Origin of the sequence: Xanthomonas cannabis (assembly GCF_040616535.1) — a bacterium.
Taxonomy (GTDB): Bacteria; Pseudomonadota; Gammaproteobacteria; order Xanthomonadales; family Xanthomonadaceae; genus Xanthomonas; species Xanthomonas cannabis.
In genome coordinates this window covers 2,394,214-2,407,754 of the sequence record NZ_CP136580.1, presented here as the reverse complement: position 1 = coordinate 2,407,754, position 13,541 = coordinate 2,394,214, and the positions used below count along the sequence as shown (strand labels likewise).

Sequence of the window (13,541 nt, the reverse complement as noted above, 5' to 3'; positions counted from 1 at the left end):
GCAGTGCGCACAAGCAGACGGATGGACACGGGCCGCTTCACAACACGGGCACCGGCGCCGCCGGCTGCAGATGCCCCAGCCCGAAGACGTCCACATGGGTGGCGGGTGCGGCCGCATCCGCCTGCGGCTCCAGCACCGCCCAGACATTGGCCTGCAACAACGGCGCCACCCGAAACGACTCCTGCTGCGGCAGGATGTGCACGCCCAGCACGCCCGCTGCGTTGCACTGCAGCCGGGCACGCAAGTGCTGGCGCCAGATCGGCCGCGCCTGCATCGGGGCGTCCAACGCCACGCGTAGCCCCCCCTCGGCAGGCATGCCCAGCAATCCACGCAGCGCCGGCTCGACAAAAAACCGCAGCCCCGCCGCGCTGGCCATCGGGTTGCCCGGCAACCCGACATACAACACGCCATCGCCAAAGCGCGCCAGCAGCACCGGCTTGCCCGGGCGCACCGCAACCTTGTGGAACAGCAGGCTGGCCGCATGCCGGGCCAGCGCATCGGGAACAAAGTCGTAACGCCCGCGCGACACCGCACCGGTACTCAGAATCACATCTGCGCCGGCACCACGCGCCTGCACCAGCGCGGCATCGAACGCGGCATCGTCATCGCCCACCTGCCCCTGCCATACCAGCTGCGCCCCCGCCGCGCGCAACTGGCTGCGCAGGTAGCTGCTGGTGCCATCGCGGATCTGGCCGGGCTGCAAGGGCTGCGTGGGGTCGCTGATCAACTCGCGCCCGGTTGCGATCAAGGCCACGCGTGGCCGGCGTACCACCTTGACCTGCGCACACCCCAGGCCGGCCAGCAGCATCAGATGCGCACCACGCAGCACGGTACCGGCACTGATCACCGCGTCCTGCAGGCGCACATCCTCGCCGCGGCGACGGATATGCTGCCCCGCACGCACGTCGGCGCGCAGACGGATGCGCCCAAGGCCGGAGCCCACCTGGCTCAACACGTCCACCTGCTCGATCGGCACCACCGCATCGGCGCCGGCGGGGATGCCGGCGCCGGTCATGATCTCCCACGCAGCGCCCGCCTCGACATCGACCGCATCGGCGCCGGCGGCAACGATGCCGGTCACGTCGTGCGCGCTGCCGGCCGCTGCACCACGGCCACCCGTGGCGATGGCAAAACCGTCCATCGCACTGTTGTCGAAAGGCGGCAGCTCGGCCGGGCTGGACAGGGTCTGCGCAAGCACCCGGCCCTCGGCCGCGGCGCTGTCCACCCACTCGCCGGCGAGCGTGGTGACCTGCTGCTGCACGAGGGCAAGTGCTTCGGCGTAGCTGATCATGAGCGAGGCACTGCCGACCGAGAGACGTGGCGGCTAGGATACCGGGCTGCAGCGTGGACGGTACAGCCGGGCTGGCCGGGTGCACGCGGAACTGCGTGGGTCGCGCGCACAGGCGCCGCGCTTGAACTTGCTCGTACGCGCTGCCTACATCGCGCGTCGCACAGTCACCGGCATCTCCTCACCATTACAGCGCATGCACTTCGTCGACCTCGTCGGATGGCTGGCCAGTGCCATCCTCATCGCCACCCTGATTCGCCAGATCTACAAGCAGTGGACGTCCGATGAAGCGCAGGGCGTGTCACGCTGGTTGTTCATTGGCCAGATCAGCGCCTCGGTGCTGTTCATTCTGTACAGCTATCTGGTAGGCAATGCCGTGTTCATCGTCAGCAATGCGCTGATCCTGCTGACCGGTATCACCGGCTTTGTGTTGCACCGGATCAAGCGGCGGCGACTGGGCCTTGCTGATTGAAAGGTGTTGGCTGCGTCAGTCACTGCGCCTGCGTGTGCGTACTCCGATTGGGGCATCGAAACACGCGTATGTAACCCAAAGGTTGAACGTCGCTCAAAGGAGACAGCAGCAGCCGTAGGCGAACAGCGGCACCCGCCCGGCTGCGTCGCTGCATGGACATGCCAGCGTCACCGTTTATTGGTACGCGTGGGGGACCATTCGTAAGGAAGTGACTGTGGCTGGCTCCGGATGTGCGCCGCAGCGAGTGACGACCGCTTTCCTGCGCGATCTCGCTACGACGTGCCGACGCGACGCGTGCGCTTCTTCGCTGCCGCCTTGCGGGCGGGCGCAGCCTTGGCAGAAGGCGCACTGCTGGCCTTGTCCTTGTTCGCCACCGCGCCTGCACCGGCAGTCTTCGCCACGCGCTTGGCAACGGCCTTGGTTGCCTTCTTCGTTACCGCCCTGCGCGCTGGCGTTTTCTTCGCCGCCACACGTTTGCGTGCGGCCGGCGCTGCCTGCGTGCCGACAGTCGCTTCAGGCATCGCATCGGGCACGCGCACGCTGATCCAGGTCGGCGCATGATCGCTGGCCTTCTCCAGCGCCCGCACCCACTTGTCCACGCCGGCATCCTGCAGGCCCGGTGCCAGTGCGCGGTTGAGCAACAGATGGTCGATACGCAGACCGCGATCGCGCGCGAAGTGCTGCCGAAAATAATCCCAGAAGGTATAGATCGGCGCGTCGCCATGCACGGCCAGCAGGCTGTCCGTCCAGCCCTGCTCCACCAATGTCTGGTAGGCCTGGCGGCTTTCCGGTTGCAGCAAGGCGTCCTTGCGCCAGCCCTTGGGGTCATAGATATCGGCATCGGTGGGCACCACATTGAAGTCGCCGATCAGGGCCACCGGATGCGGCAGGTCCACCAGCGTCTTCGCATGGCGGATCAGGCGCGCAAACCAGGCAAGCTTGTAATCGAACTTGGGCCCGGGCTGCGGGTTGCCGTTGGGCAAATACAGGCAGGCCACCACCACGCCATGAATCGCCGCCTCCAGATAGCGGCTCTGCGTGTCGCCCGGGTCCCATGGCAGGCCGCGGCGGATCTCCACCGGGTCGGCGCCGCGCGCCAGCAACGCCACTCCATTCCAGGCCCGCTGGCCTTGCCAGATCACGCCGTAACCCGCGTCGCGAATGGCCTGCTCCGGAAACGCCTCCTGCACCGCCTTCAGCTCCTGCAGGCCCACGATGTCAGGCTGCTCGCGCTTGAGCCATTCCAGTAGATGCGGCAGGCGGCTGGCGATTCCGTTGACGTTGAACGTGGCGATCTTGCGGATGGTGGTTGCCATGGCGTGCCGGCCGGTGCTCGCAGTGGTAAACGCGCAGCATGGCGGCCAGCGCATGAAGCCGATGCTCAAGCGAGGTGAAGCTGCGCCGCGTCAGCCCGCCAGCGCTCACGTCGTGCCCACCGTCGGCGCTCTTAGCTTGGGCACACTCACCTGTATTGGATTGCCATGCGACAGTCAGCCTTGTTGATCGGTCTTGCCCTATGCGCCAGCTGTTCGCGCAGTCCGCCGTCGGTCACCCCGCCGGGCGCACCGGAAAGCGCCAAGACCAATGTCCTGGAGGCCGGCGCCAAGGTACTGCAACCCAACGGACCGGTCGGCAAGCTCGACATCTATCTGGTGGGCTTCCATCCGATGAAGGACGCGCCGGACCAGCAGATGGAAGCGCATCACTACTGCCAGCAAGTCAACGAAGACCTGGCGCAATGTGCGCTCTACGACGGCAACACCGCCCGCGCCAATCTCACCGGAGTGGAGTACATCATCTCCGAAACGCTGTTTGCGCAGCTGCCCGAACCGGAGCGGGCGTTCTGGCATCCGCACAATGGCGAAATCCTGTCCGGCCAGCTGTCCGCTCCCAACCTGCCGTTGGTAGCGGAAAAGGAGCTGATGCGTAGCAAGATCAATAGCTACGGCAAGACCTGGCACACCTGGCATTCGCGCAAGGATGGCGGGCCTGGCGATACGCTTCCGCTTGGCGAGCCGATGCTGGCCTGGTCGTTCAACCGCGATGGCGAGTTGCAGCAACCGTTGATGGATCAGCGTGATCGGGCCACGTCGGTCTCTACCGCCGAGCGTCGTGCCAATCGCCAGGACCTTACTCCGCTGGCAAAGCCGCAGCACGGGGTGGACGCATTACGCAGCCACTTCAACGACGCAACAGCCATCCCGGGCGTTGTGGATGCAGATGCACACGTAGCCGGCCACTGACGCCAGCAAAAAAACCCTGCTGCATCTGCGGCAGGGCGACTGATCGCTGCACGCGCGGTGCGCGTGAGCTAGGGAACAAATCCCGCACGCACGCAGCCGTCGTGTTTGTGCTTGAACATGTCATAGCCGCGCACGGCATCTACCAGCGGCATCTTGTGGGTCAGCAAGAAGCCGGACTTCAGCCGCCCGGCCTGCGCCAGCTCCAGCAACCTGGGCACATACCGCTGCCCGTGCTGCTGCGCGGTACGCACCGTGAGCCCCTTGTTCATCACGGCGCCCAGCGGAAATTTGTCCATTACCCCGTACACGCCCAATACCGAGAGAATGCCGCCCTTGCGGCAGGCCAGGATCGCCTCGCGCAGCGCCTGCCCGCGGTCGGTATGCAGATGCAAGGCCTGCTTGACGCGGTCATACGCATGGCCGATGCCGGTGCCATGGGCTTCCATGCCGACCGCATCGATGCACGCATCCGGCCCGCGGCCAGCGGTCATTTCGCGTAGCACGTCCACCACGCTGTCGACCGCCGTGTAGTCGATCACTTCCAGGCCCAGCACGTCGCGCGCCATCGCCAGGCGCTCCGGTAGCCGGTCGATGCCGATCACGCGCTCGGCACCCAGGATGCGCGCGCTCTGCATCGCCATCAGCCCCACCGCACCGCAGCCCCAGACCGCAACCGTATCGCCGGGCTGGATATCGCAGAAGTCCGCGCCCATGAAACCGGTGGGACCGGCATCGGACAGAAACAAGGCGTCTTCATCGGAGATGCCGTCAGGCACCTCGAAACAACCCACGTCCGCATGCGGAACGCGGATATAGGTGGCATGCGAGCCGGCATATCCCCCGAACGCGTGCGTGTAGCCATATATCCCGGCAGTGGGATGGCCCAACAGCGGCTCCTGCAGGTCCCAGTTGGGGTTGGTGTTGTCGCACAACGAGAATTCCTTGCGCTCGCAATGCCAGCAGCCGCCGCAGGAAATAAACGACGGCACCACCACCCGTTGCCCGACGCGCACATGCTTCACCGCACGCCCGACCTCGACCACCGTACCCATGAACTCGTGGCCGATGACATCGCCCTCGCGCATGGTGGGCAGATAGCCATCGATGAAATGCAGATCCGATCCGCACGTGGTGGTGAGCCCCACTTTCAGAATGACATCGCGTGGGTTGACCAGCACCGGATCGGGCACGGTTTCCACGCGCAAATCGTTGACACCGTTCCAGCAAAGCGCTCGCACGGAGTAGCCTCCTCAGGAAGTGGGGTGCGCGCTGCCGCGCGCCGACGGGGTATGCAACAAGCTGGGCATCTCGCCGGCTTCCAGCCATGCACGCAGGCGGCGTAGGCCCTTTCCAGCCAGGACGTACGGTGCCGGGTTCACCAGCTTGGTCAGCAGTTGCGCGATGACCCCATCCACGGCGTACTGCAGGGTCAATATGGCCTCGCAGCCCTCGCGTCCGCGCGCCGGTTGTACCTGCAACAAGATGTCCAGCCGCAGCCCATGCTCGCCCTCAACCTCGTAGCGCACCGATTCGCCCATGCGCGCTTCGCCGCGCCGCAGCTCGACCGCCAACTGCTGATGCAACGGTGCATACAGCGTCCAGCGCGACGCATGGCCGTCGCCGGACACCAGGTCTGCAGCTCCCTGCAACAGCGCTTGCTGCACATTGGCGTCGCACCAGGCATCCAGGATCTGGTGCGGCTCGGCACGGATGGTCATGCTGCGCGCGATCCGCGTGCCGTCGCCGTCGACGATGACAGGGTTGAGCGTCGATACAGACATGACTTAGCGGGCTCCGCCCTTGGTGCCGGCCTGCAAGGCCTTGGCGTCGGCCAGATGATCGGCCACATGATGACGGGTGGTCTGCAGGTGCTGACGCACCTGCGGCGAGGTGGCATCGGGGATCAGCTTCTTGTCGAGCGCGGCCAGCGCATCGGTGTGGTCCTTGACCATGGCCGTCACATAAGCGGTCGAAAACGCATCGCCTTCGAGCTTCTGCAACTTGCCTAGCTCGGCCTTGGACTTGGTCATCTGCAACTTGGCGCCCATCGCCGAGGTGTCGGGCTGCCATTTGGCGATCTTCTGGTTGTTGTCGGTGTGCTCATTGACCATACGGGTTGCATAATCGCGCACGCCGCCCTGTACCTGTTTCTGCAACGCAAGGTTGGACGCATTGATTTCGCCAAGATTGATCGCGCTCAACATGCCCAGCGCCTCGCGCTCGTCCTCGCTCGGCGCGGCGGTGCCGGTCGGCTGCTGAGCGGATGGCCTGGCGCCGGGCGCCGTGTCCTGCGCGTGGGCAGAGAGACTGATGCCGGCGCACAGCGCCATCAGGGCGAAAAGCGGGCGACGTGTCTTCATGGCAAAACTCCAGCTGGATGAGGTGCCTGTCATGCTGGACCGCATGACGTGACTCGGTCGTCGCGCCCGCGTCGCAATGTGGCGAAGGAATGTTGCTGCGCCGCACTGCGTCCTCACACGGCATGAAGGTCGCGCGGTGTGCGTCTGTCGCCCGGCTGGAAATGGCTGAGCACCATGCCGCTGCGCGGCTGGCTCGGGAAGCGGTTCAGGGGATAACGCAGGTCCTGCGCCGGCAGCACGTAGTCGCTGGCGGCCAATGCATCCACCGCCGCCATCAGCAGCGAGATGGTCGGGTTCTCTCCGGGACACCGATGGTCGCGGTCGAACACACCACCATCCTGCGCGACAAAATCAAACGCGCTGCCCTGCCACTGCCGAAAACGTGAGGGGTCCAGCACATGCGGCTGTCGCCACACGCCCGGGTGGTGGTTGCTTCCATACAGGTCCAGCATCATCCGGTCGCCTTGCCGGAACGGCCGGCCGCGCCATTCGAACGGTACGCGCACCCGCCCCGCCACCATCGGAAAGAACGGATAGTGGCGACGCACCTCCTGCACCAGGTTCTGCAGCAATCCCGCCTCGCCGGCGCGTAACCGCGGGCGCAACGTCGGGTCTTCATGCAGCGCGAGCGCGGCAAAGCTGATCCAGCGTGCAATCGCCACAATCGGCCGCAGCAGATTGATCAGCTCGGTCGTGGCCACGGCCTCACTCACTGGCTGGCCATCGAGCTCGCAGTGCGTCACCACGGCCGCTGCAATGCTCGACTGCGCAGGGGTTTTTGCCCGGCACAGATTACGTACGCTACGCCCTACCCACTGTTCGACCCGCCGACGACCGTGCCAGCCGCGTAACCAGCGCAGGCCGACTGCACCGGCGCCGTCGATCATGGCCGCCACATCGCGTGCCATCGCGCGGCTGTCCTGCCCGTGCAGCGCCAACCCGGCCCAGCGACACGCTGCGCGATACAGCACATGCCCGGCTTCGTGCTGCAGTACGACGTAGGCGCTGCGTGCCCAATTGCCGGCCTGCTGCTGCCACTCATCCATAAAGCAATCGACCAGGCGCGAGGTCTGCGCCGGCGATAGCACGGCCATGAATAACTGCTTGCGGTGCAGGTGCGCATCGCCATCGAGCTGCTGCACGCTGCCCTTGCCCTGCAGCAGGCGCAAGGTCGTAGGTGGGAGCGCCGCAACGCGCGTGAAGCGCCCCGGATGATAGAACGTGGCAACCGCATCCGGGCCGCGTGCAAACACAACCGGCCGCAATGCCAGCCGCGCGGCAAACGCGTCACTGCCCAGTGCGTCGCATTGTTTGCCGACAAACAGATAGCCATGGCGCAGCAACTGCGGCAATACATCCCAGCGGGGTGCCTGTGCGATGGCTGCATCGAGTGGAGTGACATCTGACAACGGTGCCTGTGGGCACTGGTGCGGCGTGGTCGGCGACGGCATCGTGAGTCCTTGTGCATGACCGGGCCACGCTGCGGTTTGCCTGGCTAGCAGTGCGTGAACCGCCGCAGCGTGCGGAACGCGGCGCATGCGCCGGCTTCACGTCTCGCCGAAGCAGCGTGTTAGCGGCGCATCGCGTCGCCGGCCAGGCAGCCGGTTGGCTTCACTGCGCGCTGCGCCGGGTCTGCCTAGCGTCACTGCTTTCCGCAGGAGACCCGCCATGGCCGCCCATCGCCCGCTCGATCAACAAGTCATTCTCATCACCGGCGCCTCCAGTGGCATCGGGCTATGCACCGCACTGGCCGCCGCCGAAGCCGGCGCCCGCGTGGTGCTGGTTGCACGCAGCAGTGGCATCCTGCAGGAGGTGGCCGCGCTGCTCACTGAGCAGGGGCATCAGGCCATCGCGGTGGTCGCCGACGTGGCCGACCCCGCGCAGCTGCAACACGCCGCGGATGCGGCGCTTGCACGCTTTGGCCGTATCGACACCTGGGTCAACAACGCTGGCGTGGCCATCTTCGGCTTGCTGCAGGAGGTGGACGACCACGACGGTCGCCGCATGTTCGATATCAATTTCTGGGGCGTTGTCTACGGTTCGCGCATTGCATTGCCGCAGCTGGCGGCCAGTGGTGGCGTGCTCATCAATCTGGGCAGTGAGGCATCGGAGGCGGTGGTGCCGTGGCAAGGCCTGTATTCGGCCTCCAAGCATGCCGTGAAGGGCTTCACCGACAGCCTGCGGATCGAGCTCGAACACCTCGCAGGATCGCCGGTCTCGGTGGTGCTGATCCAGCCCACCGCCGTCGATACCCCATACCCCCAGCACGCACGCAATTACATGCCCCAGGAACCGCAACTGCCGCCGCCCCTGATCGAGCCATTGCGTGTGGCCGACGCCATATTGCACGCCGCCGAACACGGCGGTCGCGACATCAAGGTAGGCCTGATGGCAGGTGCCAATATCGCCATCACCCGGCTGATGCCGCGCCTGGCAGACCGGCTTTCGGCGGTGCGCGCACAGACGCAGCAAGGCGGCGCACCGGCCCGCGATCCCAAGGGAACCTTGTTCCATCCGGGCGAAGGTGGCCGCGTGCACGGCGAGCACAAGGCAAGCTGATGCAGCGACGGAAGTAGCCGGTGCCGCGCTGGTGAGAACCGGCCGGCATCGGGGCCTCTACCAGGCAATCACACCAACGCAAGCATTCGCCAGATCACACTGGATGCGCGCACGGCCCGCCGGTCACGCACCGGGATCGGCGGGCCCAAGCTGGTTGGCCGCCAGAATCTCGTCGATGCGCTTGACGATCTGCGCGGCCTGTTCCTGGGATTCGGCCGCGCCGGTGATCTTTTCGGCACGCGCATGGAACACATCCCAGAAATCGTCCGGATGCTGGCTGCGCATCTCGGGTAATTGCTCTTCCAGCTGTTTCAGTTGCGCATTGATGTCGTGGGTCATGAAGGATTCCTTGTACATAAAGCCGAAGACGGAAGGCCTGGCGATCATCAGACGGAACTGTGGCTGCGCTGGGCATGCCAGCGCCTGCGCGCTGCCGCGAGCGCGAAGCTGGCGCCGCACCGTCCGTGTGTGCTTACGGTACCGCTGCGGCGGTGAGCCTGATGCCAAGGCCGGTCATAGCCGGAATCGAAAACCCAGCGTATAGGTGCGCTCCGGCGATGCGATCTCGCGCGGGAAATCGCCGCCACGACGGCCAAAGTAATTAGTGGTCGTGGTTCCCAACAGATTGGTCGCCTCGGCAAACAGGGTCAGGCGCTCATTGAGCTCGTAGTTGAATGCCACGTCCAGCCACTTCTCCCGCCCCTGATTGATCTGCTCGGGCTGGTCGCCGGAGCTGTTGAAACTCACCGCGTAATCGCCGCGCCAGTTGTAGGCCACGCGCGCAGAAAAGTGCGCGTACTCATACATCAGGATCGCGTTGTAGGCATTCTTGGACACGTTGGTCAGCGGCTGACGAATGCCCTCTGGCGAGTCGGTTTCTGCAGAAATATAGGTGTAGTTGAGCTGGCTGCCAAAGCCGGACCACCAGCCCGGCAGGAAGTCGTAGAACTGCGTGTACCCTACTTCCACACCCTTCAACGTGCCCTCGCCCGCATTGCGCGGCCGGCTGATCGAATACACGACGCCGCCGATCGGCTCGTCGGCCGCGTAGTTCTGGATGTAGCCATCGATCCTGCGATGGAAGCCGGCCACCGACAGCAACGAGCCCGGGCGGAAATACCATTCCAGCGACACATCGGCATTGCGTGATTCCACCGGGCGCAGCTGTGGATTGCCGCCGTTGCCACGTGCCGGCAGCGATTCGGTGGACTGGTACAAGGCCAGCTGCGGGTTGAGGTCGGCAAACTCCGGCCGCGTGATGGTGGTGCTGCCGGCCAGGCGCAGCATCAGGTTGTCGTGCAGGGTCAGGTTGGCGCTGTAGTTGGGCAACACCTTGTCGATGCGCCGATCGATGCTGACCGGGCCCAACACACCATCCAGCGACTGGCTCCCCTGCAGCATGGAATCCAGCCGCGTCGCGCGCGCACCGATACGTCCATCCACCGGGATCGAGCCCACCGAAAAGCCGTAATTCACCTGCGCGTAAAGCGCGTAATTGTCTTCGCGGTCGTCGAAGAACAGCGCGGGATTCTCGTCCGGCGCATCTGCGCCATGCCCCATCGCCGAGCGCAAGCGTGCGCTCTGCTGCAGCAGCACGTCCTGATTGGCTGCGGCCCAGCGGTCGCTGGTAAACGCACGCGCACCGTCGAGCATGTTGCCCGGCGTCACCGAAGCCAGCCCAGGCACACCGCTCAACAGCAGCGGCGCACCGCTGATGTTGTTGCGCGCACCGGTGTCGCCGGAATGGTTGGTCGCCGTGCGCCTGCTGGCGCGCGCACCGACCTCCAGCGACCGCAGTGGCCCGAGATCGAGCGTGATGTCGGCATCGCCGCGCCACGCCCACTCCTCGCCCTCCTGCGCGTTCCAGCTGTCGTAGTACTGCGTCAATTCCCAATTGCCCGGCGCGGCGATGTCGTACCTGCTGCCGTCGGCCTGGGTGATCCAGGTGTCGGCTGCGCCGCCGCCGGAGCGCATGTGCAACAGCGGCGCCTGCGTGCTCATGTCCAGCGTGAAAGAGCGGTTCTTGGCGGTGCTGTAGGTATAGGCAACCTCGCTGCTCAGGCGCATGCGTTCGCCGGTCCAACGCCCGCCCAGGGCGGCCTGATAGGTATCGGAGGCGTTCTTGTGCGCCTGCGTGCTCGAGAGGGTACGCATGTCGCGCGCGACCAGGCCATCCAGCACGTTGGTGCCGGGCCGCACGCTCACCGACGCGGTGTTTTCCGGTGTGGCCAATCCGGGGAACGGCAGCCAGTAATTCACCTGTGGCCGATTGTCGTAACCGATGTACAGCGTGTCGACATACACCTCGCTGTTGTCGCTCGGTGCCCACTGGAATGAAAAATTGGCCGATTTGCGCTTGCGATCGCCACGCGCCATCAACCCGCCCGCGCTGTAGGGCACGTAGAGTTGCTGGCTGGGATCGGCCGGATTCGGCTTGAGATCGTAGGTGCCGTAGAGCGTATTGGATTCCTGATACGGCCGACGCTGGTACGACACGCTGCCCATCCAGCCCATCCGCCCCACCCCGGTATCGCGGCGCTGGCTCAGGGTGAGGCTGCCGTTGGGAACGGTCTTGCCGGACTGGTCGCCGCGCAATGCGCTGACGCTTCCGGCAATGGTGCTGTCCTGATCGAAATCGAACGGCCGTCGCAAGTGCACGTCGACCACGCCGGCAATGCCGCCTTCCTGAAACTGCGCGCCGGTGGTCTTGTACACATCCACGCTGCGCAGCAACTCGGCCGGCACATCGGCCAGCTCCATGTCGCGCCCAACCGTGGTGAACACGTTACGCCCGTCCAGGGTGGTGACCACGTTGGGCAAGCCGCGCACCAGCACCTGCCCCACCTCGCCACCGGCACGCGCCACCTGCACGCCGGTGACACGCTGCAGCGCTGCAGCCACGCTGTTGTCGGGCAGCTTGCCGATGTCTTCGGCCACGATCGAATCGCTGATCTCCGCGTTGGACTGCTTGGTCGCAATCGCACTTTCCACGCTGCTGCGCACGCCCTTGACCTGTACCGCGTCCAGGGTGGCGGTGGGCTGCGTGGCGGCCGGCTCCGGTGCATCGGCGGCGTCGGGCGTGGCCTGCTGCGCCTGTGCGCTGCCGCTCAACGCCAGCCCGATCCAGAGCGCCAGCGGACGGCGGGCAACGAGGTGGCGCGCAACAGCGTTGCGCGGGGATGCGATGAACATGTGTCTCTCCTGAGGCGGTCGTTGCGATGGCCCGCGAGGGAGCGCGTTACGCAAGACGGGGCGAACCGGGCCGGGCAAGCCGCACTGCCCTGACGGGTGCGAATTACAGCCGCGCAGCAGGCAATGCAGCGTGATCCCGGCCACGCGCACGCCTGCACCATGACGCGGCGTTCATCGGCTTGCGCCAGCTTCGAGCAAAGCGACACCACACTGCAGCTACGGCGCCTGCGTTTGCGCGACAATGGCCCCATGAGCAGCCACGACATCTCTCCCGCCGATGCGCGCGCGCGCGCCCTGCACGGCGCCCTGCTGATCGACATCCGGCAACTGCACGAACGCGCCGGCGGCCAGGCCGAGGGTGCGCTGGCGATCGCGCAGACCGATCTGGAAACCGCACCCGACCAGCATCTCTCCACGCCTTCGCGCGAGATCGTGCTGATCTGCCAGAGCGGCAAACGCTCCGCACACACGGCCGACGTGCTGCGGGCGCACGGGTACGGCAACGTCACCTCCGTGCTGGGCGGAACCACTGCCTGGCTACGCGACGGGCTGCCGGTCGTGCGCCCGACGCTGCCAGCGGACGAGCAGGATTTTCTCGAGCGGTATTCGCGGCATCTGCGCCTGCCGCAGGTGGGCGTGGAAGGGCAGCGGCGGCTGTCGCGTGCGCGCGTACTGCTGATCGGCGCGGGTGGGCTCGGCTCGCCAGCCGCGTTCTATCTGGCCGCCGCCGGTGTCGGCCACGTGCGCATCGCCGATGATGATGTGGTGGACCGCAGCAATCTGCAGCGCCAGATTTTGCACACCGAAGACAGCGTCGGCCTCGCCAAGGTCAACTCCGCAGCGCAACGCATCGCTGCGCTCAATCCGCGCGTGCAGGTCGATGCGGTGCAGACACGCGTCACCGCGGGCAATGTCGAAGCATTGCTGCAGGACGTCGATCTGGTGATCGATGGCGCGGACAACTTTCCAGCGCGTTATCTGCTCAACGATGCCTGCGTCAAACTTGGCAAGCCCCTGGTGTACGGCGCGGTGCAACAGTTCGAAGGCCAGGTGAGTGTTTTCGATGCCGGGCGCCATCGTGGACATGCACCCTGCTACCGCTGCCTGTTTCCCGAACCGCCACCGCCGGAATTTGCACCCAGCTGCGCCGAGGCCGGCGTGCTCGGCGTGCTGCCCGGCGTCATCGGGCTGCTGCAGGCCACCGAGGCAATCAAGTTGCTGCTCGGCATCGGCGACAGCCTGGCCGGCCGCCTGCTCAGTTTCGACGCACTGTCGATGCGCTTTCGCGAGATCCGCCTGCCACCTGATCCGCAGTGTCCGGTGTGCGCGCCAGGCGCGGTATTTGCCGGTTATGCCGATTACGCCGCGTTCTGCGGTAGTGCGGTTGGTTGAGAGTGGGTAGTGAGTTGACCATGTGATGTCGGTTG

The 13,541-nt window shown here is 65.8% G+C and carries 12 protein-coding genes; 4 read left to right on the top strand and 8 right to left on the bottom strand.

The window, feature by feature from the left end; genetic code table 11:
- Positions 1 to 37: 37 nt before the first annotated feature.
- Positions 38 to 1,291: a molybdopterin molybdotransferase MoeA gene (locus RZV17_RS10255; protein ID WP_355603143.1), complete on the bottom strand. Its 1,254-nt coding sequence runs from the start codon at positions 1,289 to 1,291 to the stop codon at positions 38 to 40.
- A 193-nt stretch (positions 1,292 to 1,484) separates the two neighbouring features.
- Here RZV17_RS10255 and RZV17_RS10250 point away from each other — a divergent pair, with 193 nt between their 5' ends.
- Positions 1,485 to 1,760 (top strand): membrane protein, encoded by a 276-nt coding sequence (locus RZV17_RS10250; RefSeq protein ID WP_039403771.1) that lies wholly within the window; start codon positions 1,485 to 1,487, stop codon positions 1,758 to 1,760.
- A 272-nt stretch (positions 1,761 to 2,032) separates the two neighbouring features.
- On the opposite strand, the gene xth is transcribed toward RZV17_RS10250, so the two are convergent.
- On the bottom strand, positions 2,033 to 3,076 hold the full coding sequence (gene xth / locus RZV17_RS10245; RefSeq protein WP_184440543.1) for an exodeoxyribonuclease III: 1,044 nt from the start codon (positions 3,074 to 3,076) through the stop codon (positions 2,033 to 2,035).
- A gap of 150 nt (positions 3,077 to 3,226) precedes the next feature.
- Between xth and RZV17_RS10240 the strand changes: the two genes are divergently transcribed.
- Positions 3,227 to 4,003 (top strand): OBAP family protein, encoded by a 777-nt coding sequence (locus tag RZV17_RS10240; RefSeq protein WP_166745025.1) that lies wholly within the window; start codon positions 3,227 to 3,229, stop codon positions 4,001 to 4,003.
- A 68-nt stretch (positions 4,004 to 4,071) separates the two neighbouring features.
- Here RZV17_RS10240 and RZV17_RS10235 read toward each other — a convergent pair whose 3' ends face one another.
- The 4 genes from RZV17_RS10235 to RZV17_RS10220 all read right to left on the bottom strand — a co-directional run bounded on the left by RZV17_RS10235 (position 4,072) and on the right by RZV17_RS10220 (position 7,814).
- Positions 4,072 to 5,241, bottom strand: coding sequence for a zinc-dependent alcohol dehydrogenase (locus tag RZV17_RS10235; protein ID WP_355603140.1), 1,170 nt, complete (start codon positions 5,239 to 5,241; stop codon positions 4,072 to 4,074).
- A 12-nt stretch (positions 5,242 to 5,253) separates the two neighbouring features.
- Complete coding sequence (locus tag RZV17_RS10230; RefSeq protein ID WP_355603137.1) at positions 5,254 to 5,784, bottom strand: hypothetical protein; 531 nt, start codon at positions 5,782 to 5,784, stop codon at positions 5,254 to 5,256.
- Between the two features lie 3 nt (positions 5,785 to 5,787).
- Positions 5,788 to 6,363: a DUF4142 domain-containing protein gene (locus RZV17_RS10225; protein ID WP_355603135.1), complete on the bottom strand. Its 576-nt coding sequence runs from the start codon at positions 6,361 to 6,363 to the stop codon at positions 5,788 to 5,790.
- Positions 6,364 to 6,476: 113 nt separating this feature from the next.
- Complete coding sequence (locus RZV17_RS10220; protein ID WP_355603133.1) at positions 6,477 to 7,814, bottom strand: cytochrome P450; 1,338 nt, start codon at positions 7,812 to 7,814, stop codon at positions 6,477 to 6,479.
- Between the two features lie 217 nt (positions 7,815 to 8,031).
- Here RZV17_RS10220 and RZV17_RS10215 point away from each other — a divergent pair, with 217 nt between their 5' ends.
- Positions 8,032 to 8,922 carry an SDR family oxidoreductase gene (locus RZV17_RS10215; RefSeq protein WP_355609074.1) on the top strand — a complete coding sequence of 297 codons (891 nt, stop codon included), beginning with the start codon at positions 8,032 to 8,034 and terminating at the stop codon, positions 8,920 to 8,922.
- Positions 8,923 to 9,045: 123 nt separating this feature from the next.
- Here the strand turns inward: RZV17_RS10215 and RZV17_RS10210 are convergent, their stop codons facing one another.
- Positions 9,046 to 9,261 (bottom strand): hypothetical protein, encoded by a 216-nt coding sequence (locus RZV17_RS10210; RefSeq protein WP_104580700.1) that lies wholly within the window; start codon positions 9,259 to 9,261, stop codon positions 9,046 to 9,048.
- Positions 9,262 to 9,435: 174 nt separating this feature from the next.
- On the bottom strand, positions 9,436 to 12,114 hold the full coding sequence (locus RZV17_RS10205) for a TonB-dependent receptor (protein WP_355609072.1): 2,679 nt from the start codon (positions 12,112 to 12,114) through the stop codon (positions 9,436 to 9,438).
- A gap of 249 nt (positions 12,115 to 12,363) precedes the next feature.
- Here RZV17_RS10205 and moeB point away from each other — a divergent pair, with 249 nt between their 5' ends.
- Positions 12,364 to 13,506 (top strand): molybdopterin-synthase adenylyltransferase MoeB, encoded by a 1,143-nt coding sequence (moeB, locus tag RZV17_RS10200; RefSeq protein ID WP_047695212.1) that lies wholly within the window; start codon positions 12,364 to 12,366, stop codon positions 13,504 to 13,506.
- Positions 13,507 to 13,541: the final 35 nt, after the last annotated feature.